The sequence below is a fragment of the Vogesella sp. genome (assembly GCF_046297735.1).
Lineage (GTDB): Bacteria > Pseudomonadota > Gammaproteobacteria > Burkholderiales > Chromobacteriaceae > Vogesella > Vogesella urethralis.
Genome location: NZ_JBKBHK010000013.1, coordinates 63,098 through 83,429, shown reverse-complemented (window position 1 = coordinate 83,429; position 20,332 = coordinate 63,098). Strand labels below are relative to the sequence as shown.

The 20,332-nt window shown below is 63.1% G+C and carries 19 protein-coding genes; 11 read left to right on the top strand and 8 right to left on the bottom strand.

The genetic code is table 11. The features are described from left to right. Positions 1–271: 271 nt before the first annotated feature. The 5 genes from ACK4FZ_RS14335 to ACK4FZ_RS14315 all read left to right on the top strand — a co-directional run bounded on the left by ACK4FZ_RS14335 (position 272) and on the right by ACK4FZ_RS14315 (position 4,352). Entirely contained in the window at positions 272–979 is a 708-nt protein-coding gene (locus ACK4FZ_RS14335; protein ID WP_409821972.1) for an energy transducer TonB, read from the top strand. 3 nt (positions 980–982) lie between these two features. Further along, positions 983–1,657 carry a MotA/TolQ/ExbB proton channel family protein gene (locus ACK4FZ_RS14330; protein WP_409821971.1) on the top strand — a complete coding sequence of 225 codons (675 nt, stop codon included), beginning with the start codon at positions 983–985 and terminating at the stop codon, positions 1,655–1,657. Then, positions 1,644–2,057 carry an ExbD/TolR family protein gene (locus ACK4FZ_RS14325; protein ID WP_409821969.1) on the top strand — a complete coding sequence of 138 codons (414 nt, stop codon included), beginning with the start codon at positions 1,644–1,646 and terminating at the stop codon, positions 2,055–2,057. Before ACK4FZ_RS14330 ends, ACK4FZ_RS14325 begins: the two co-directional genes overlap by 14 nt. A gap of 122 nt (positions 2,058–2,179) precedes the next feature. After that, positions 2,180–2,860, top strand: coding sequence for a Fe2+-dependent dioxygenase (locus tag ACK4FZ_RS14320; protein ID WP_409821967.1), 681 nt, complete (start codon positions 2,180–2,182; stop codon positions 2,858–2,860). Between the two features lie 580 nt (positions 2,861–3,440). Then, complete coding sequence (locus tag ACK4FZ_RS14315; protein WP_409821965.1) at positions 3,441–4,352, top strand: LysR substrate-binding domain-containing protein; 912 nt, start codon at positions 3,441–3,443, stop codon at positions 4,350–4,352. Positions 4,353–4,377: 25 nt separating this feature from the next. Here ACK4FZ_RS14315 and ACK4FZ_RS14310 read toward each other — a convergent pair whose 3' ends face one another. From ACK4FZ_RS14310 to ACK4FZ_RS14275, 8 genes are all read right to left on the bottom strand, one after another. Beyond that, positions 4,378–6,363, bottom strand: coding sequence for a hypothetical protein (locus tag ACK4FZ_RS14310; RefSeq protein WP_409821963.1), 1,986 nt, complete (start codon positions 6,361–6,363; stop codon positions 4,378–4,380). Then, positions 6,363–7,025 carry a hypothetical protein gene (locus ACK4FZ_RS14305; protein WP_409821962.1) on the bottom strand — a complete coding sequence of 221 codons (663 nt, stop codon included), beginning with the start codon at positions 7,023–7,025 and terminating at the stop codon, positions 6,363–6,365. The genes ACK4FZ_RS14310 and ACK4FZ_RS14305 overlap by 1 nt, the downstream gene beginning before the upstream one ends. 23 nt (positions 7,026–7,048) lie before the next feature. Then, positions 7,049–7,453, bottom strand: a complete 405-nt coding sequence (locus ACK4FZ_RS14300) for a prepilin-type N-terminal cleavage/methylation domain-containing protein (RefSeq protein ID WP_409821960.1) — start codon at positions 7,451–7,453, stop codon at positions 7,049–7,051. Next, a complete protein-coding gene (locus ACK4FZ_RS14295; RefSeq protein ID WP_409821958.1) occupies positions 7,434–7,889 on the bottom strand; it encodes a Tfp pilus assembly protein FimT/FimU in 456 nt (151 codons plus the stop codon). Before ACK4FZ_RS14295 ends, ACK4FZ_RS14300 begins: the two co-directional genes overlap by 20 nt. Continuing rightward, positions 7,883–8,344, bottom strand: coding sequence for a type IV pilin protein (locus ACK4FZ_RS14290; protein ID WP_409821956.1), 462 nt, complete (start codon positions 8,342–8,344; stop codon positions 7,883–7,885). The genes ACK4FZ_RS14295 and ACK4FZ_RS14290 overlap by 7 nt, the downstream gene beginning before the upstream one ends. A 425-nt stretch (positions 8,345–8,769) precedes the next feature. Further along, positions 8,770–11,850 carry an efflux RND transporter permease subunit gene (locus ACK4FZ_RS14285; RefSeq protein ID WP_409821954.1) on the bottom strand — a complete coding sequence of 1,027 codons (3,081 nt, stop codon included), beginning with the start codon at positions 11,848–11,850 and terminating at the stop codon, positions 8,770–8,772. Beyond that, on the bottom strand, positions 11,847–13,181 hold the full coding sequence (locus ACK4FZ_RS14280) for an efflux RND transporter periplasmic adaptor subunit (protein WP_409821952.1): 1,335 nt from the start codon (positions 13,179–13,181) through the stop codon (positions 11,847–11,849). The genes ACK4FZ_RS14285 and ACK4FZ_RS14280 overlap by 4 nt, the downstream gene beginning before the upstream one ends. Before the next feature lie 220 nt (positions 13,182–13,401). After that, positions 13,402–13,587 (bottom strand): hypothetical protein, encoded by a 186-nt coding sequence (locus ACK4FZ_RS14275; protein ID WP_409821950.1) that lies wholly within the window; start codon positions 13,585–13,587, stop codon positions 13,402–13,404. 207 nt (positions 13,588–13,794) lie between these two features. Here ACK4FZ_RS14275 and ACK4FZ_RS14270 point away from each other — a divergent pair, with 207 nt between their 5' ends. The 6 genes from ACK4FZ_RS14270 (at position 13,795) to ACK4FZ_RS14245 (ending at position 20,281) form a co-directional block, all read left to right on the top strand. Continuing rightward, positions 13,795–14,187 carry a YidB family protein gene (locus ACK4FZ_RS14270; protein ID WP_409821948.1) on the top strand — a complete coding sequence of 131 codons (393 nt, stop codon included), beginning with the start codon at positions 13,795–13,797 and terminating at the stop codon, positions 14,185–14,187. 218 nt (positions 14,188–14,405) lie between these two features. Further along, positions 14,406–14,582: a hypothetical protein gene (locus ACK4FZ_RS14265; protein ID WP_409821947.1), complete on the top strand. Its 177-nt coding sequence runs from the start codon at positions 14,406–14,408 to the stop codon at positions 14,580–14,582. 56 nt (positions 14,583–14,638) lie between these two features. Beyond that, entirely contained in the window at positions 14,639–15,196 is a 558-nt protein-coding gene (locus ACK4FZ_RS14260; protein WP_409821945.1) for a GNAT family N-acetyltransferase, read from the top strand. Positions 15,197–16,033: 837 nt separating this feature from the next. Next, positions 16,034–16,618 (top strand): hypothetical protein, encoded by a 585-nt coding sequence (locus ACK4FZ_RS14255; protein ID WP_409821944.1) that lies wholly within the window; start codon positions 16,034–16,036, stop codon positions 16,616–16,618. Positions 16,619–16,881: 263 nt separating this feature from the next. Next, positions 16,882–18,150, top strand: a complete 1,269-nt coding sequence (locus ACK4FZ_RS14250) for an HlyD family secretion protein (protein ID WP_409821942.1) — start codon at positions 16,882–16,884, stop codon at positions 18,148–18,150. Next, a complete protein-coding gene (locus tag ACK4FZ_RS14245; protein WP_409821940.1) occupies positions 18,143–20,281 on the top strand; it encodes a peptidase domain-containing ABC transporter in 2,139 nt (712 codons plus the stop codon). Before ACK4FZ_RS14250 ends, ACK4FZ_RS14245 begins: the two co-directional genes overlap by 8 nt. Positions 20,282–20,332 lie beyond the last annotated feature (51 nt).

Sequence of the window (20,332 nt, the reverse complement as noted above, 5' to 3'; positions counted from 1 at the left end):
TACCCACCACGCTCTGGGCCGTCAACACCTCGCCTGCAAAAAAGTGCAAGTAATTGCTTAAGTAGCTGATTTGCAAAGGTGACGAAAAGCAAAAAGGTTGGCCGCATGCGGCCAACCTTTTCTTCACTGTGTTGCCGCGGGCGCAACCGGCACGCTATAGACAGGCAAAAGCCCGTTGCGCGCGTGGTCGCAGTGGAGTGTTGTCTACTTTGACACGAAGTGGCTATCGCATTAGTATTAATGAGAATAATTATCACGTTTACTCTCAGTAATGGAACACCGTGCTTTTCATTATGGTGCGCTGGGCATCATCGGAGCGGCCCACCTGGGTTTGCTGTTCATGACACCGGGCCATGCCGCACAGACTACCCCGCCACAAGTGTTGCCCATGATAGAAATGGTGCCGGTGAGTCAGCAGCAAGCTGCGCCCAAACCGCCTGCACCGCAGCCGCGCAAGCCAGAGCCGACGCCGCCCAAGCCGAAAGCACTGCCCAAACCGGCGCCGACGCCGCCGGTACAGGTGAGCCAGTCCAAACTGGCGCCGCCGGCCAATGCCATTGCGGCACCCGCCCCTACCCCGCCAGCGCCACCGACGCTCGCTGCTGCGGCGCCTGCACCGACAGTCGTGGCAGATAGCCGCCCTGCCGTCGCGGAAAAACCCGCCGCGGCAGAACAACCCTATATTGCGCCGACGCCAATCAGCGGCATGCGGGGCAACCCCAAACCCGAGTACCCGCCATTGTCGGTGGAGCTGGAAGAAGAAGGCACCGTGGTGCTGCGCGTGCTAGTCAGCACCAAAGGGAGGGCCCTATCGGTATCGGTCTCGAAGAGCAGCGGCTACCCGCGCCTGGATAACTCGGCGCGTCGCACTGTGGCCAACCAATGGCAGTTCACACCCGGCAAGCGCGGCGGCGAAGCGGTAGAAGAGTACTGCCTGGTGCCAATCGAATTTACCCATCCTCACAAAAACAAGACGTAAACCATGAACCTGATGCTTACCTTTGAACAGGGCGATGCCGTACTGGTGTCGGTGTTTCTGATTCTGATCCTGATGTCGGTACTGACTTGGTACTTCATCGTACTGCGCGGCTGGCGTGCCTGGCAGGTACGCCGCCTGAACCGCGAAGCGGATGCACAATTGTGGGGTGCATCCAGCTGGCAGGCTGCCGAGAAAGAGTTGCAGCAGAGCGAGGCACCAGTTGCTGCACTGCTGCGCGAAGGCTTGGCTGCGCTGCGCAAGTACCATCAACACCGTGATGGTTCGCTGGGCGAGGCATGCAGCCTGGACGACTACCTGACTCGCGCGCTGCGCAAGCGTCTGTCGCAGGAGCAGCAAAACCTGGAAGGCGGCATGACCTTTCTGGCTACCATCGGTTCGACCGCACCGTTCATCGGCCTGTTTGGTACGGTCTGGGGCATTTATCACGCCCTGGTGAATATTGGCACGCAGGGTCAGGTATCGATCGGCACCGTCGCCGGCCCGATCGGCGAGGCGCTGGTAGCCACCGCCGCCGGCCTGGCGGCTGCCATTCCGGCAGTGCTGGCTTACAACACGTTCACCCGCCTGAACCGTCTGATCAACCAAGACCTGGATCACTTTACCCATGACCTGCATGCACACCTGCTAACGATGGGAGGCAAAGATGGCATTCGGTAGTTTCGATAAGGGCGCCGACGCGCCGATGTCCGAGATCAACACCACGCCGCTGGTGGACGTGATGCTGGTCTTGCTGGTGGTGTTCATCATTACCGCCCCGCTGCTGACCAACGCGGTCAAAGTGGACTTGCCGCAGGCCAGCGCAGCGGCACACCAAGAGAAACAGGAAGCCATCCGCCTGAGCATCGACGCCGGCGGCAAGATTTACTGGAACGACATTCCGATGGAGGAAGGCCGGCTGAAAAGCCGCTTTGCCGAGGCTGCCGCAGCCAACCCGCAAGTGGAGCTGCACCTGCGCGCCGACAAGGCGGTGCGGTACGAGGTAGTAGCCGAGGCACTGGCCGACGCACAGAACGCCGGCGTCAGCCGTATCGGCTTCGTCACCGAAGCCCAGCAGTAAGCCTGAGCGGCCTGCCCCACGGCAGGCCGTTTTGCCTATCGTTGCAGACCGATAGGCAAAACGCTGGCCAGGCGCCCCACCCGTCCACGCCGTTTGCCTACCCTGCTGTTACAGGAACCCTCATGCTGTTGCACATCCCTGCCGTCCTTACATCCGACGAACTCAAGCACGCGCGCGCCCTGCTACAGGCCGCCCCCTGGCACGATGGCCGCGCCACCGCCGGCCAGCAGGCCGTTAGCGTCAAACACAACCTGCAGCTGGCGCCGGAAAGCGACACCGCACGCGAACTGGCTGCCCTGGTGCGCCAGGCACTGTTCCGCCACCCTTTATATATGTCGGCCGCGCTACCACAGACGCTGATGACGCCGATGTTCAACTGCTACCAGGGCGGCATGACCTACGGCAACCACGTAGACAACGCCATTCGCCGCGACCCGCTAAGCGGACAGAACATCCGCACCGACGTGTCGTGCACCTTGTTCTTTAGCGATCCGGAAGAATACGAAGGCGGCGAGCTGGTGGTGGAAGACACCTACGGTACCCACAGTGTGCGGTTACCGGCGGGGGATGCCATCCTGTACCCGTCCACCAGCCTGCACCGGGTAGAGCCGGTCACCGCCGGCGCCCGGCTGGCGTCGTTCATGTGGACGCAGAGCATGGTACGCAGCGATAGCCGCCGCGCCATGCTGTTCGATATCGACATGGTGATCCTGCAATTGCGCCAGAAAGTGGGGGACTGCGCAGAGGTAATGTCGCTGACCGCGACCTACCACAACCTGCTACGCGAATGGGCGGAAGTATAAGGTTGGCCGCACGGGCAAAAAAAACCCGCCGGACAGAGCCGGCGGGACACCGTGGGACAGAGCAAAACCCTGATAAATCAGGATTTGACAGCAGGCAAGCCTGCTGCTCGGGCAGGCCGGTTTCCGACGGGTAGACCATACCCGTGACAGTCAGAAACCGTCCTCCCTACCGCAACCCCGTCAGGGGCGGGTTCGGTGGCACGATGGCATGACAACATGGCCATCGCGCGTCAAGCTGGCATGACACAATAACACGATGATGCAGTGTAGCAAGTCGTCAGCGCCTACCCAAGCGCGGGCAGGGGCTGCAAGATGAAAACAGTGTTTATCACACTGGCAGCCGTGGATTTTACCTCGCTGACCGGCACGACATTGCATGAATTTTAATCATGTTAAAAATTCATGCCTAATTTAAAGAAATATTGGCAATAAAAAACTTTGCCGCCGATATTTCACCAGCAAGTGCTTATTCAGACAGTGCATTTAGCGGTTATGCTCCAACAGCTTACCCACAACGTCACGCATTGACAAAGCATGAATCCGCATGTTTACCATGCGGAAAAATCATGGAGTAAGCGCGATGAAACTGCCCCCGCTCAACGCTCTGCGCGTGTTTCTGGTAGCCGCCGAACAGCAGTCGTTCACCAGAGCCGGCGATACCCTGCATCTGACACAAGGGGCAGTCAGTCGCCATATACAAACACTGGAGGCTCACTACGGGCTGCCGCTGTTCGTCCGCCAGGCACGTGGCCTGAGTTTGACGCCAGAAGGTGCTGCCTTGTTCCCCGCTGTGCGCGATGCATTTGCGCGCATAGAAAGTGCCAGCGACGCCATTTCGCGGCGCTCGCGAGAGCTGCGGGTGAAAGCCAGCCCGTCGATTGCCTCGCGCTGGGTGCTGCCGCGCTTCACCCAGTTCCGCAACCGTTACCCCGAGCTGATGGTGAGCCTGGTGACGGTGACCGGCTTCGACCCCAACTTCAAGAGCCGCGAGTACGACATCTCATTCCAGGCCTGCGAAACGCAGGAGCCGGGCCTGATCTACCACCGCCTGCGCGGCGCTCGCTTCGTGCCGGTGGCCTCGCCCGACCTGTTCCGCGACAAGCCCTTGCCCAGCATCAAGCAGTTTCTGGACTACCCGCTGCTGCACCCGTCGCACGAGGACCAGTTCTGGTCGCAATGGTTTGCCCTGGCCGGCATGAACCCGGGCAACAGCATCGAGGCTTACGCCTTCGATACGCTGGACCTGGCCATCACCGCCGCCGCGCGCGGCATGGGTATCACGCTGGCCGAGGAGAGCATGATTGCCGACGACCTGGCCAACGGCAGCCTGGTGCAGCTGTCGGATATCGCACTGGTCACCAGCTGGGCCTACTACCTGATTTATCCGCAAGAGCTGGCTACCCTGCCCAGCGTGATTGCATTCCGCGACTGGGCGCTGGCCGAATTCAGCGATGCACCGCCGACTGGCAGCAGTGACACCGCAGCCGGCTAACACGGGCCAATAACCCGCACAGCCACTACAAGGCGCGCACGCGAACGATGCGCACGGCGCTGACGGTGCCGCTGCTGCCACCCCCGGCGCTACCGCCGCCGCCACTACCACCACTGCCGCCACTGCCTTGCCCGTCACCGCCGTTATCGATGTAGGTCTGGTCCGGCGTCAGCTGGCTGACGTCGATCTCCAGCCCTTCATTGGTGATTTCGCTGGGCAGCTCGCTGGCCAGCGTGTCGCCGTCGCCCACCCAGACCGCGCCACGAATGCTCACCTTCTGGCCGCTGACCAGGATCAGCTTGCTGATCACAACATTGCCGGCAATCTGCCAGCCATTGGGCGCAAACGAGCCATTCACCACCACCGCCATATTGCCCACCGGCACGCCAACGTGGCTGCCGGCAGCGTTCTGCCAGGTTTTCAGGCGGCCGCGATCGTCACACAGCTGGGTAGGGTAAACCGATTGCCGGCACGCCTCGGCACGCTGCGGGTTGGCCGCAGTGCCGGAAAAATTGGGCGCCACCAGCTGGCGCAGGCCGGTATTGCTGAGCCGCAAGGTGCCACCGGACAGCAGCGTGTTGTACAGCACGTTGCTGGCGGCACTGATTTCCACGCTGCCATCGTTGGCCGCGGTGCCCTTGAACAACACCACCCCCGGCGGCAGCTCCAGCCCGGCCAGCCGGCCCCAGCCGGTGGCGGCGGTTTTTTCCCATAGCCGGCAGCTGCCACCATTGCAACGCATGAACGGCAAGGTAGGGGCACCGGGGAAGCTGGTCAGGCTCAGCGTGCTCTGGCTCAGGTCGTAGGTGCCAGCCAGGTCCAGCCCGCTGCTGCTACGCAGGTGCTGGATGCGCAAGGTGGGGCGGCCGCCATTCTGGTCATCAAAATAGAAAATGTAGTTGGCCTGCGCCGCCAGGCGGTTGGCGTCCTGATTCACCAGCGCCGTCTGGCAATCCACCGGCGGGATGGTCTGTGGTGTCGCCACCGTCAGCCGCGGCAGGGTTACCGTATTGCCGCTGGCTGGTGGTTCGCTGCAGACAAAGCCTTTGCCGTCCAGGCGGCAGCTGGCCGGCTGCGCGGCGGTGTTGTAATCGGGCAAGGTCAACGCGCGGCCGCCAATGCTGCCCAGCGTCAGTGTCGGCAACAGCCAGGGGGACGGCACGTACAGGTTGCCGCCGCCTTGTAGGCTTGCTATCTCGACCGGGCCGGTGGCCAGAAACTGCTGGTAGCTGATGCGCTGGTAGCGCGAGGCACCGCCGGGGCGCACGCGGCCGTCTTCGGCATTGCCGCCGATCACCACGCTGCGCGCCTGCAGGCTGACGTCGCGGGCATTGGCGCCACCAAACACCCAGATATCGCCGCCGGCCAGGTAGCTGCCGGTGTACTGGCCGTTGCCGCCGATCTTGATATTGCCGCTGGCGCAGGTAGGCGACGACGCGCTGCTGCTGATTTTCTCGATATTGATATCGCCGTCCACCGCCACGCCGCCCAGGCCGCTGCTGCCGTTGATGACCTGGAACAGGTTGCCGCTGACGTTCAGGCCGCCGTTCACCGCCAGCGCACTGCCCAGGCGGGCGAAGTCCTGACTGGCGGCGGTCAGTTGCAGGCCGGCTTCCAGCGTGGCCGTGCTGTTGGCACTGCGGCCAACGATACGGAAGCAATAAGCCCCCGCCGCCACATTGGCGCAGCCGGGCTGAAAACGGATACGCGCCAGTTCGCTGCCATCGGCCCGGCGCACGGCCAGCTCGTCCAGCGCGGCCAGGTCGGTAGTCTGTTTGCCCTGCAGGTACTGGCGCAGCGCTTCCACGCCGGCCCAGGCGTTGATCTGGGCCTGGGTACGGGCGTGAACCGCTTGGTTGCTGTCCTGCGCGGCGCGCACGTAGTGCATCACCCCCAGGGTGAGTGCCGACATCGACATGCCGGTAAGCAACACCAGCAACAAGGCGGCCATGCCGCGCTGGCGGTAAAGGTTGGCCGCACACGGCGGGCGGCGACGGCGGGAAAGGGGCATCAGGAAAAATTCATCAGGCAGATACTGCTGTTGACGGTTTGCTGGCCGGCATGGCCTGCCACGGCTAGCCGCAGCAGATAGCGGCCGCCACTGGCCTGGCTGACCAGGCCATACGGCTGGCAACCGCCCGCAACCGGCAGCAAGGACAAGCGCACCACGCCGGTATCGGCCGCGGCAGCGGGGGTGGGGGTGGGCGGCTGCAATAGCGGCGCCGCCACGCTCCAGCCGGCCCAGTCCATGCTGTTGCCCTGCAAGCGCCACAGGCCACCGCTGGCCGGGGCGTACACGCCGTCGTAGTGATAGACGCCGCTGGCATCACGGCTGCGCCACAACAGCGCCTGCCCCGCGCCGCTGGCAGCGGTCAGCGCACCGCTGGCCGGTAGCGCCAGCAGCGGCTCGGCGCTGCCGCCGGGCGTGGCCCGCTGCAACAGGCGCAGGTCGTCCGGGTAGCGCGGCTGTGGTAGTACGCCGGAGGCAGCCGCATTGACATAACCGGCTTGCGACAACAACTGTTCGGCCGCCAGCAGCGCGGCGGCCAACTGGCCGTCTTGCTGTGCCCCGACCCGGCTTTCGGCGGTGACGCGGCTGGTGGTGCGGAACAGCGACAGCATGGCCATCACGCTAAACATGGCAATCAGCATGCCGACCAGCAACTCCAGCATCGACAAGCCCGCCTGGCGCCGCCTCACGAGCCCAGCGGGTCGACACGGACCTCGCCCCCCAGCACGGTGCCGCTGGCCTGCATCGCCGGCATCGCCACGCTGACGCCCTGGCTGGCTAGGCTGCCGCCCAGCGGTACCACCTGCAAGGTGGTCGCCACGCTGCGGCAGCTGGCCTGCACGCCACTGGCGCCCAGCGCCAGGGTAGTGGTCACCGCCGCCGTACCCCGGCAGGCACCTTGCGCCAGCGCCTCGCGTATCTGGCTCACCACCAGGTGCTGGCCGGCCGTGCGCTGCTGCGCCACCATGGCCTTGGCTGCCACATAAGCGGTGCCGATACCGATGACCGACATCAACAGCAGGGTAATCAGCGCCTCCAGCAGGCTCATGCCGCGCTGGGCGCGACGTTCCCTAACGCAAACGGCTGGCACGATGGTCTCCTCCGTCGGCAGACAAGTGATAGAAAACACACGCCGCCAGCGGCAGGCCGGCGTTGTCCAGCGGCAGCGTATTGCTGCAGCCGGCACTGGCGGCGGCGACATCGGCCGCCAACCAGCCGTCCACGCCCTCCGGCAGCGTGGCCGACCACGCCAGCGTGCCACTGCTGCCCTGGTACACCTGCAGCTGGCGCGGCGCCACCAGGCGCAAGCTGGCCGCAGCCGTGCTGCCGGTGGCCGCCAGCGGGTTACGCAAGGCCACGGCCCGGGCCTTGGCGTAGGCCTGTAACAGCTGCGATTCCGCCTGCCCCAGCCGCGCATTGGCCATCCAGCTGCGCGCCAGCGGCACGCTGGCCAGCAGCAGCACCATGGCAATGGTCAGCACGATCATCAGTTCCACCAGGCTGAAGCCGGTTGCCGGCCTTACCACACCGATACCCCGCCGCAGGCGCTGCCGCCGCTGACGGCGCGCACGTTGTTGCTGGACAAAGTGAGCTGGCAACCGGCATTGCTGCCGCCAGGCAAGCCGGTGGCGGTCAGCGTGTAGCTGCCGCTGGCGGCCTGCACCGTGTAAGCGAAGCGGTCGCCGCGCGCTGGCGACCACGGCGAGCTCACCCCGCCGGACGCCAGATAGGCCTGGGTCGCCGCCGTATCGGCAGTGGGGTTGCTGGCCGGTTGCGGGTACACCAGCTGGCGCTGGTACAGGCTTTCCATTGCCAGCCCCAAGGCCACCAGGTCGGCGGCGGCGGTCTGCGCGCTGCTGCGGCGCACGTAACTCTGGTAAGCCGGCAGGGCGACGCTGAGCAGGATGCCGGCGAGCGCCACCACCACCACCATTTCCAGCAAGGTGAAGCCGCGAACGCGGGAGGAAGAAGAAAACGGCACAACTGGAACCTTATTGGTATTAATTTAGAAATATTGCTCTAAATTGTTGATTTCAAACATATTTCAGCAAAAGCAATGGTACATCAGCATTAAAATATTGCCAATGTGCCATTTTTTGCACATCAATCTGCGCAACTTCGGCTCAATTTAGCCATAATTTGGCGCCAGAAATTGCCCACTTCGGGCAAATTGGTAGTTTTGTGGTATTACCTACGTATTCCTACAGCATGCGTTGGTAAAAATGCCACAGTCGCAGCAGCCGCTTTGCACCGGCCGTGCGCCGGTTACGGTCAAACAAAAGCCCCGTGTGCAGGGCACACGGGGCCAAAATGGGCGACACCCCCGGTTGGCCTTGCCAAGCGGGGGTGTCGTGTTACATGCCAGACGGCGGTTTTAGCCGCCGCTGCGGTACCGGCGCCAGGCCGTTAAGCCGCAAGCTGCTTGCGGCCAACCTTGGCTGCCAGACCGTCAAACCACAGGTACAGCACCGGGGTGATGTACAGCGTCACCAGCTGCGAAAACAGCAGGCCGCCGACCACCGCCACACCGAGCGGCTGGCGCAGCTCGGCGCCGGCCCCCAGTGCCAGTGCAATCGGCAGCGCGCCCATCATGGCGGCCAACGTGGTCATCAGGATCGGGCGCAGGCGCAACAGGCAGGCGGTACGGATGGCCTGCTGCGGGCTCATGCCCTGCTCGCGCTGCGCTGCCAGCGCGAAGTCGATCATCATGATGGCGTTTTTCTTCACGATGCCGATCAGCATCAGGATGCCGATGCTGGCGATGATGGTCAGCTCCTGGTTCAGCAGCATCAGCGCGCCCAAGGCGCCCATCGCCGCCGACGGCAGGCCGGCCAGGATGGTGAGCGGGTGGATGTAGCTTTCGTACAGCACCCCCAGCAACACGTAGATCACCAGCAAGGCCACCAGCAGCAGCGTGGTCTGGCTGCCTTGCGACTCGGCAAACGCCGCCGCGTCGCCGGCGTAGCTGGTAAATACGCTGGCCGGCAGGCCGATTTCCTGCTGCATGGCTTGCAGGCGCGCGTCCACGTCCCCCAGCGCCACGCCCGGCGGCAGGTTGAACGATAGCGTTACCGCCGGCAGCTGGCCCTGATGGCTGACCGACACCGGCCCAACCGTGCGCTGGATGCTGGCCACGCTGGTCAGCGGCACCAGCTCGCTGCCGCTGCCGCGCACGTACAGGCGGGTGAGGTCGTACTCGTTCACGCGCTGGCTGTCGTCCAGCTGCAGCAGTACCGAGTAGTTGTCGTTGTCGGTGTAGATGGTGGCTACCTGGCGCTGGCCGAAGGCGGTATACAGCGCGGTGCGGATAGCCTGCATGCCCACCCCCAGCTGCGCCGCCTTGTCGCGGTCGATGTGCAGCTCGGCCTGCAAGCCCTTGCGCTGCGCGTCGCTGTTGACGTCCTGGAACAGGCTGTCCTTGCGCATGGCGCGCTCCAGCTTCTCGCCCCAGTCGTACAGGCTGCTGCTGTCCACGCTCTGCAGCACGTACTGGTAGCGGCTCTTGCTGCTGCGGCCGCCCAGGCGCAGGTTCTGCACCGGGTTGATCGCCGCGCTCAGGCCGTTCACCTTGCGCAGGTCTTTGCGCAGGTCATCCACCACCTGGTCGATCTTGCCGCGCTGGCCGCGTGGCTTCAGCGTGACAAACATGCGCCCGCCGCTGCCGCTGACCGACGACGTCACCGCCGCCACGTGCGGGCTTTGCTGCACGATGGTAGCCGCCCGCGCCTGCAGTGCGGCCAACCGGTCGTAGGACACGTCCTGCGGCACTTCGGTATTGATGCTGATCTGGCCGGTGTCCTCCACCGGGAAGAAGCCTTTCGGAATGGCGTGGAACATCCACGCCGAACCGGCCACGGTGCCCAGCGCCACCAGTAGCGTCAGGCGGCGATGGCGCAAGGCGGCGTCCAGCGTGCGCTCGTAGGCCGCCAGCAGCGCCTCGAAGCCGCGCTCGAACGCACGGGCAATAGCGTGGCCCTGGCCGGCGTCGGCGTGGTGCGGCATGTGGTCGCGTCGCAAAAAGCGCGACGCCAGCAGCGGGATCAGCGTCAGCGACGCTACCGCCGACACCAGGATGGCCAGCGACACCACCACGGCAAACTCGTGGAACAGCAAGCCGATGACGCCATCCATGTAAAAGATGGGGATGAAGATGGCTACCAGCGACAGCGAGATGCTGACGATGGTGAACGCGATCTCGCGCGAGCCTTTCAGCGCCGCCGTCATCGCGTCGTCGCCCTCCTCCATGTAACGCACGATGTTTTCCAGTACCACGATGGCGTCGTCCACCACCAGGCCCACCGCCAGCGTCAGGCCCAGCAGCGAGATGTTATCGATGGAATAGCCCATCAGGTACATCAGGCCCAGCGTGCCTACCAGCGAGATCGGCAGCGTCAGCGCCGGAATCACCGTGGCGGCCATGCGCTGCAGGAACATGAAGATCACCATGATCACCAGCGCCACCGTCAGCAGCATGGTGAGGTTCACGTCGTGCACCGCTTCGCGGATGGACTCGGAACGGTCGGACAGCGGCGTGACGCGCACCGAGCCCGGCAGCTGGCTTTCCAGCTTGGGCAGCATGGCGCGGATGGCGTCCACCACCGCCACGGTGTTGGCGTCGGACTGGCGGAACACCGCCAGCACGATGGAGCGTTCGCCGTTGACCCAGCTGCCGGTCTTCAGGTTTTCGATGCTGTCTTCCACCGTGGCCACGTCGGCCAGGCGCACCACGCTGCCGTTACGGTTGGCCACCGCCATGGCGGCAAACTCGGCGGCGCTCTTCAGTTGGCTGTCGGACTGGATGGTCAGCACCTGCGACGGGCCTTCCAGCGTACCCAGCGGCGTATTGCCGTTGGCCGCACGCAAAGCGGTAGCGACCTCGTCCAGCGTCAGGTTACGTGCGGCCAACCGTTGCGGGTCGGCCTTCACCCGCACCGCATAGCGCTTCTGGCCAAACACCTGCACCTGGGCCACGCCGTTGATGGTGGACAAGGTGGGCGACACCAGGTTGTCCATATAGTCATTCAGCTGCGTCAGCGACAGCGCCGGCGAGTTCAGCGCCAGCAGCAGGATGGGCGCGTCGGCCGGGTTGACCTTGCGGTAGGACGGCAGGCTGGTCATCTCGTCCGGCAGGCTGCGCTGCGCGCGCAGCAAAGCGGCCTGCACGTCCAGCGCGGCGCCATCCAGATTGCGTCCCGGTTCAAACTCCAGCGTGATCGAGGTACTACCCTGGCTGCTGCTGGAGCTGATTACCGCCACGCCGGGAATGGTGGCGAACTGCTTTTCCAGCGGCGTGGCCACCGAGCTGGCCATGGTCTGCGGGCTGGCGCCCGGCAAGCTGGCCGACACGTTGATGGTGGGCGTCTCGTAACTGGGCAGCGCGGCGATGGGAATACGCTGCATGGCCAACAAGCCGCCGATGATCAGCGACAGGCACAGCAGCACCGTCATCACCGGGCGGCGGATACAGAGCTCGGAAATATTCATCATTGCGCTCCGCTGGCTGCCCGCTGGCGTTGGCCCGCTTCGGCCCGTGGCGCGCTGGCGTCGCCGCCCGCTGCCCGGGCAGCTTTATCGCCCCCGGTTACCGGGCCGCACTCGGCCAGGTTTTGGCCACCCTTGCCGGCAGCGCGGCCGCCACGGCCACCCTCTGCTGCCGCACCGCTGGCCTCGCTGCGGCCAACCTTGGCTGCCGCACTGGCGTCCTGCTTGCGCGGCGGCGCCAGCGTCACCAGCTCGCCGGGGCGCACGTTCTGGCCGCCATTGACCACCACCTTCAAGCCGGGGGCGATGCCGCGCACGATGGCGCGCTCGTTCTGGATGGCCAGCAACGTCAGCGGTATGCGCTGCGCTTTGCTGTCGGCGCCCACAGTGTAGGCAAACTGGCCGTCGGGGCCGGTGAGCAAGGCCGCCACCGGAATGTTGGCCGCACCGCGGTAGGCGCCCGCTTGCAGCGCGACATTCACAAACTGGCCCGGCCACAAGGCCGTGCCGGTGTTATCGAAACGGGCTTTCAGCAGCACGTTGCCGCTGGCGCTATCGACTGCGCTATCGATAAAGGTGAGTTCGCCGCTGTGGCACTGCCCGGCGCCGTTACCGGTACGCGCCACCACCTTGAGCGGGCCGGCCTGCTGCGCCTGGCGCACCGCCTGCAGTTGTTGTTCCGGCAGCGTAAAGCTGACCGCCACCGGCGACATCCGCGTCAGCGTCAGCATCGGTGTGGCCATGCCAGGCTGCACCAGCGTACCGGGCGACAGGCTGATGGCGCCGACACGGCCATCCACCTGCGCGTAGATGGCCTTCTGGCGCAGGCTTACCCGCGCCGCGTCTACTTCGGCCCGCGCGGCCGCCAGCGTGGCGCGCAAACTGTCTACCTTGCCCTGCAGCGCGTCCAGCGCACTCTGCGAAATGAACTGCTGGCGGAACAGGTCGCGCCCGCGGGCCAGGTCGCGTTCGGCAATCTTCAGCTGCGCTGCGTCGCTGGCCTGTTGCGCCTGTACCCGTGCCAGCGCGGCGCGCTCGGCAGCGTCATCCAGCTGCACCAGCAGGGTGCCGGCTTTCACCAGCGTGCCCTCCTGCACCGGCACCCGGCTGACCACACCGGACACCTGCGGTTTCACCTCGACACGGTCCAGTGCCGTGACAGTGCCATTGGCCGTGAGCACCACCGGCAAGCGGTTGGGTTGCACCGGCGCCAACGCCACCACCGGCGGCCGCTTGGCGCGCGCGTTTTTATCGTCGGCCGCTGCCTTGCCGGCCTGCCACCACCATGCGCCACCGGCCAGGGCGGCCAGCACGGCGACTGTGAGCACTTTGTTCATGTTTGCCATCGCGGAATGTTCGATAGCAGCAAGCATAATCAAAAAGCACGACCGCCTTATGGCGAAGTTCATTAATGAATATGAACAATCTGTCCTGCCCTACGCTATCGCAGCGCCGGCGGCCTTCCATCAGACCGCCACATAAAAACAAAGCCCTTCCTGTTACAGGAAGGGCTGGGTCTGTTGCGGCCAACCGTTTAACGCTACGACCTGGCCACCCTTACTTTTTGTCGTCGCTGTCGGGGCTGTGCTGCTGCAGCAGTTTGCCCAGCAGCGGGTTGTTCAGCTTCTTGTCGTGTTTGGCGTTGGAGGCCTTGCCGAAACGGTCGGGCGAACCGGCTTTGCGGATGTTCTCGCGAACCTTTACCGCCTCGAAACGCTGCATGTCGAAGTAATTGATGGGCATGACGCTCTCCGGAATGGCAAAACGGCGCAGTATGCGGCAGCGCGCGGCGCTTGTCCATGCCGGCGGCGGGTAATGCCCTTGATAAAACAAGCAGTTAAGGCGACATGACGTCACTGTGGCCAAGCCTTTTATTTATAGAAACATTTATCTGTAACAAGAAAAGGTTTAAGTTGGTCGCTCGTTTCCCCCTCAATAGAAAGGCACACCATGAGCATCCTCGACCAACTGGGCAGCCTGTTCGGTAACAGCGAACAAGGTGGCCTGCTGCAAGCCGCCAATACCCTGCTGGAAAACAACGGCGGCGTCGCCGGCCTGGTGGAGAAGTTCCAGAACGGCGGCCTGGGCGAGATCGTCTCGTCCTGGGTCGGCACCGGCGACAACCTGGCCATCACCCCGGAACAGATCCAAAGCGTGCTGGGTAACGAGCAGATTGCCGGCCTGGCAGAAAAACTGGGCATCGACCCGGCGGTGGCCTCGCAACAGATCGCCGAACACCTGCCCACCGTGATCGACAAACTCACCCCCAACGGCCAGGTGGAAGGCGAAGGCCTCTTGGCCCAGGGCGCCAGCTTGCTGGGCGGCCTGTTCAACCGCGGCTAAGCCCGCATCCCGCACCACAGGTTGGCCGCACGCGGCCAACCTGATACAGCGCCAGGCATCAAGCAGATGCATGGCCCGCAACCAGACCGGCCTCTTCCCTGTACTTTTGCCAAAGTCTGGCAACCGGCAAGGCGACGCGAGTTTGCGCAATAAGCACCATGTCATAAAATGGAATTACCTGCCGATTACCGTACCCTCCTCCGCCCGAGGTGAACAGCATGCATCTGCACACCATCCTGCAAGGGGCCAACACCGGCCTGCTGATTTTTGCCCTCACCGTAATCGTCCAGCGCCTGGCCACCCCGGCCAGCATGCTGCAGCCCGCCAGCTACGTGCTGATCGGCGTCATCGTCCAGCTGGCACTTAGCTGGCGAGGTCAGCGCAAGGCCCGATAGGCCTGTCGCCCGCGCGTATACCGCCGCGCCGCCGCTCCCCCGCAGCAGGTCACCGCATGCTGCTGTCGCTCTCCTTCCCCAACCACGCCTTGCTAGCCAGCTACCAGCAAGCGCTGTGCCGCGGCTGGGCCGGGCACGAGCATGACCCAGACACCGCCAGCCGCATGCTGGCCGCCTGCCGCGCCGCTCCCGAAGCGTATCTACTGCACTTCACCCACTGCCCGCTGCCGGCACCCGGCATAGGGGTAGACGCTGACAATAGCCAATCCTTCCTGCCCCACTGCCGCTTCTGGATCAGCAACGGCGAATACTGCGGCGAACTCAGCCTGCGCTGGCCCCTGCCCGGCGACAACCTGCCGGCAGACTGCCCCGGGCACCTGGCCTGGTCGGTGGTGCCGTGGCAACGCGGCCACGGCTACGCCTGCCAGGCGGTGCGGCTGCTACTGCCACGCATCGCCCACCTGGGCCTGCCGTGGCTGGATACGGCGATGGCCACCAGCAACGTCGCCTCCTGGAAAACCGCCGAAAACCTTGGCGCACGACGCATCTTCACCTTCGAAACCGGCACCGAGCACGGCAACGTCAGCGCTTATCTATACCGGCTGACGCCATGAAGCCACCCTGGCCGCTGTAACCGATTCTGCGGTCAATATCCGGGTCAAACTACCAATATCCAGAAGTCGTATAAAAAAACAACATGGGCATAATCATTTATTCTATCGAAGGATTGACGTCAGAAAAGCAGGTTTCTACATTAAGCCAAGAACATCGCTTGTGAATGGGCAGATTTTGCACGTGCATAAATTCTTGGGAGCCATGATGAAATCCAGACATTTTGGCATGCTGGTTTTGGCATTAACACTGGTATCGTGCAAATCCATCAGCGAACCTGCAATCAAACCTTCCGAGCTGGAAGGAAACTGGATTTAACATCTCAAAGCCGGTGAATATCGCTTCAATTCAGACTTCCATTTCAATGAAAAAAAGTGAGCTTCGTTAAAGGTGGTGAATAGATACCATTATCACTAGACCACAGTGGTCTTTTGCTTATCAAAAAAAGTGATGGCCGCAGCTATAATTTTGCCAAACTGAAGAAAATCAATCGTGAGCTCTACTTAGTTTGCAAACCTGAAAACAAAACCGAGAATTGCAATTTCATCACAAGGCTAGAGTGAAATCTACAATCCAATAAATGACTATCACGCATTGACAATAAGCATCGTAACAAATCATAAAAATTAATCACAAACATACGGGTAAGATCATGGAATTAACATTACCTCAGCAAGCGCTGTACTTCTTGTTAGTCGCACCACTTTGCTTTTACTTTGCGATCTGGTTTTATGAAGGCAAGAGAAAGGAGATAAATATACGTTTGGCTATTTTTAGTTGGCTTTTTAGTGCGACTCTTTGGTTTACTCTTTACCTGACAAACTCACTTAGGTGACCATATGAATGACATATCTAATTGCATTAGCGACAGGACAACTTTAGATGACCTAGATTTAAGCCTTGTCAATGGGGGTGGCAGAATTGGCGGAGCACTAAATAATGGTGCAATGGGAGCAGCAGTCGGAGGTGCACTTGGTGCACCATTTGGAGACAAAGGCATGGCGATAGGCGCTGCTTCTGGAGCTGCATTTGGTATGGGATATGGTGCAGCGAGTGGTGGTGGTGGTGGTCGCGTCATCTGCACCCACTTCATGCGCAAAGGCCTGATGGATCCCGCTCTGTGGCGAGCTGACATTGCCTTTACCCGTCAGCATCTGCCTGCTGCCATGGTTCGCGGTTATCACCTGTGGGCGATTCCTTACGTACGGCTCATGCGCCGCTCGCCATGGGCAGAGAAACTGATGTTGCCCCTGGCTCTGTGGCGTGCGGAAGAAATCGCGTTCCGTATGGGTTTGCGCGAAAAAGGCAACTGGAAGGGCAAACTGTTGCGCTGGGCGGGTGAGCCGGTGTGCTGGCTGATCGGAAAGGTAACGCCGGAGCAAGACTGGGAAAGCTTGTGGCACGAGAACAGCGCAGCCGTCTGAATACCTGAACCGAGGAATTCGACCTTGTTGACGCAAGGTTGACTGTCATCGCCGGGCTGTCTCGCTCGGCGATTTTCTTCTGGCGACTTTCCCCTGTCAAACCTGGCAATCAGCCAGCCAAACGGCAGGCCTGATGGCGCGGAGCACATCAACAAACCGCCAGCTTACGAGTAAACAGCAACAGCACGCGGCACCAGGCAATTTTCGATACGAATGGTGTACGGCCCGCAAGCATGCCGCCGTCCAGGCGCTGATACAAGATTATGCCCACCGATACCTCTCTTTTCCGACCCGACGCCATCAGCCATCGCTATCAGCTTAGTGACGGCCCGCCACTCCAGCTGGGGCACAGCCCGTGGCGCTGGAGCAGCTTGCTGTTGGCCGCATGTGCGCTGGGCGTCATCCTGTTTTTGTGGCTGGGGGAATATACCCGCAAGGCAAGGGCGATGGGCCAACTGGTACCGGTAGCAGGCTTGCTACGCGTGCACGCACCACAGGCCGGTACGCTGGCTAGCCTGGCCGTGCACGAGGGCCAGCAAGTGCAAGCCGGGCAGGTGTTGCTGCGCCTGTACTCCGACCGCGCGGTGGCGGGGGGTGAAGTACAGCAGCAAGTGCTGCGCCAGCTGGATGCGCGCAGCCAAAGCCTGCAGCAAAGCCGGCAAACACTGGCAGCCCTGTACGCTACCCGCCGCGCGGAGGCCAGCCATAAGGTGGCACAACTGCAAAGCCAGCTGGATGGTTTGGCCCGCCAAACCGCGCTGGCACAATCCCGCAGCGCTTTGGCCGGCAAGGCGCTACAGCGGCAGCAACAACTCGTCGCCGAAGGCTTTGTGTCTGCCGCCTCGCTGGAAGACAAGCAAGCCGAGCTGATGCTGGCCGATGGCCAGGTTGCTGCGCTACAAGCCGCCCAGGCTGAAGTAGCACATCTGCTGGCCAGTGCCCGGGCCGAGGCACAACAGCTGCCGTTGGCCGCAGATAACGAAAACCGCAGTCTGGGCCGCGACCTGTCGGCGCTGGCGGGCGAGCGCGCCCTGCAGCAGGGGCGTCGCGAAATCACCGTCGTTGCCCCGCGTAGCGGCCTGGTTACCGCACTGCAAGCCCGCCCCGGCCAGGCTGTTGCCGAACAGGAAGCACTGCTGGCCATTGTGCCGGCACCGGCCCGCTACCAGGCCGAACTGTACGTACCCAGCCGCGATATCGGCTTTATCCGCCCCGGCATGGCGGTGACGCTGCGCTACCAGGCCTTCCCGTACCAGAAATTTGGCGTACAGCGCGGCACCGTGCAGGAGGTAACGCGTGCCGTACTGAACCCAGCGGCCTTGCCCGCGGGCTTGCCGGAAAAGGAAAGCTACTACCGGCTACTGGTGAACCTGGCACAACAGCATGTGTCGGCCTATGGCCGGCCACAGACGCTGCAAAGCGGCATGAAGCTGGAAGCCGATGTGCTGGTAGAACGCCGCCAGTTATGGGAGTGGTTGCTGGAGCCGCTGCTTGGCCTGCAACGCAGCGTGGCCGGGAGCGCGCATGGATAAATACGGCCACACCGGCTGGCTTAGCGCGCTGCAAACCGGCTGGCGCCGGCGCCTGCCCATGCTGCGCCAGACCGAAGCCGCAGAATGCGGCCTGGCCTGTGTCGCCATGGTGGCAGGCTATTATGGGCAGCTGGTCGACCTGCCCAGCCTGCGCCGGCGTTTCGATATTCCACTGGGTGGCATGAACCTGCGCCAGCTGATGACGATTGCCAGCACCCTGGGGCTGAACGGCCGCGCCGTGCGGCTGGAGCTGAACGAACTGCCACAGCTACGCTGCCCGGCGGTACTGCACTGGGATATGAACCACTTTGTGGTGCTGGCCAAGGTTGGCCGCCGCCACGTCTGGATACACGACCCCGCTACCGGCAAGCGAAAAATCAGCCTGACACAATGCAGCCAGCACTTTTCCGGCGTAGCACTGGAGCTGCAGCCCACCAACAGTTTTAGCCAGGAAGACAACCGGCAGCCGGTACGCCTGCGCCGGCTGATGGGTCGGGTAGATGGCCTGGCCGGCGGGCTACTGCACGTATTTGTGCTATCGCTGGCCTTGCAGGTGTTTGTGCTGGCCGGCCCCTTGCTGATGCAGTGGCTGATGGACGAAGTACTGGTCAGCCTGGACCGCGAACTGTTGCTGCTACTGGTCATCGCCACTGCCGGGCTGGGGCTGATGCGTACCGCTACCCGCTTTGTGCGCAGCTGGGTGATTACCCACCTGGCCACCCGGCTGAACGTGCTGTGGCAGACGCGGGTGTTCGAACACCTGCTGCGGCTGCCGATGCGCTACTTCGAAAAACGCCATGTCGGCGACGTGGTGTCGCGCTTTCATAGCTTGCACGACATCCAGGACACGCTCACCACCCAGCTGGTAGAAGGGCTGCTGGACGGCGTGGTGGCGCTGGTGGCGCTCTGCCTGATGTGCCTTTACAACCCGCTGCTGGCCATGCTGGCGCTGGGCTTTGTGCTGTTGTACGGCCTGACGCGCTGGCTGCGCTTTGCCCCGGTGCGCCATGCTCAAGAAGCGCAAATTGTCAGCCGTGCCGAGCTGGACTCCCACTTTCTGCAAACCCTGCGCGGCATGCAAACAGTGAAACTGTTTGCCGGCGAAGGCACCCGGCGCGACGAATGGCTGCGCCGGCTGGTGCTCACCACCAACGAAGGGCTGCGCATCCGCCGTCTTGACCTGGCCTTCATGCTGCTGCAAGGCGTACTCACCACCGCCGAGCAAGCAGCCGTATTGTGGCTGGGGGCGCAGGCGGTGCTGGGCGGCAGCATGACGGTAGGTGCCCTGCTGGCTTATCTGGCGTGGAAAGAGCAGTTCATCGGCGGGCTGGATGCGCTGATCGACAAGCTGGTCAACCTGGGCATGGTACGACTGTACGCCGAACGCTTGGCCGATATTGTGCATACCGAACCGGAACAAACCGACGCAGCGCCGTTTCTTGGCCAGCAATTGCCGCACCGCGACCTTAGCGTGCACGGCCTGGTATTCCGCTACGGCAGCTTTTTGCCGGCGGTGGTGTCGCAGCTGGACCTGCACATTCGCCAGGGGGAGTTCGTGGCCATTCGCGGCCCGTCCGGCCTGGGCAAGACCACGTTGCTGAAGCTGATGCTGGGGCTGCTGCAAGCCGAGTCCGGCGACATCCGCTACGGCGGCATCAGCATCAGCCAGCTTGGTAGCCAGTATCGCCAGCGCGTCGCCGCCGTGATGCAGAACGACCAGCTGCTGTCCGGTTCGCTGGCCGAGAACATTGCCCTGTTTGACCCGCGCCTGGACCTGGCACGCGTCGAACACTGCGCCACCCTCGCCTGCATCCACGATGACATCATGGCTATGCCTATGGGCTACAACACGCTGGTGGGCGATATGGGCAGCACCTTGTCTGGCGGTCAGAAGCAGCGCGTGCTGCTGGCGCGGGCACTCTACCGCCAACCCGACATCCTGTTCATGGACGAAGCCAGCAGCCACCTCGACCTGGCGCTGGAACAGCGCATCAACGAGCACCTGCGCCAGCTACCCATCACCCGTATCGCTGTCGCCCACCGCCCACAAACCCTGCAGATGGCGGACCGGATTATCGATCTGGGCACACCGCAGCCGACAGACATCACGCAGAACCCGCTCCCCGCCTGAAGGTTGGCCGCATGCGGCCAACTTTACGCAAGCAGAAGCCCCGGCATGCCG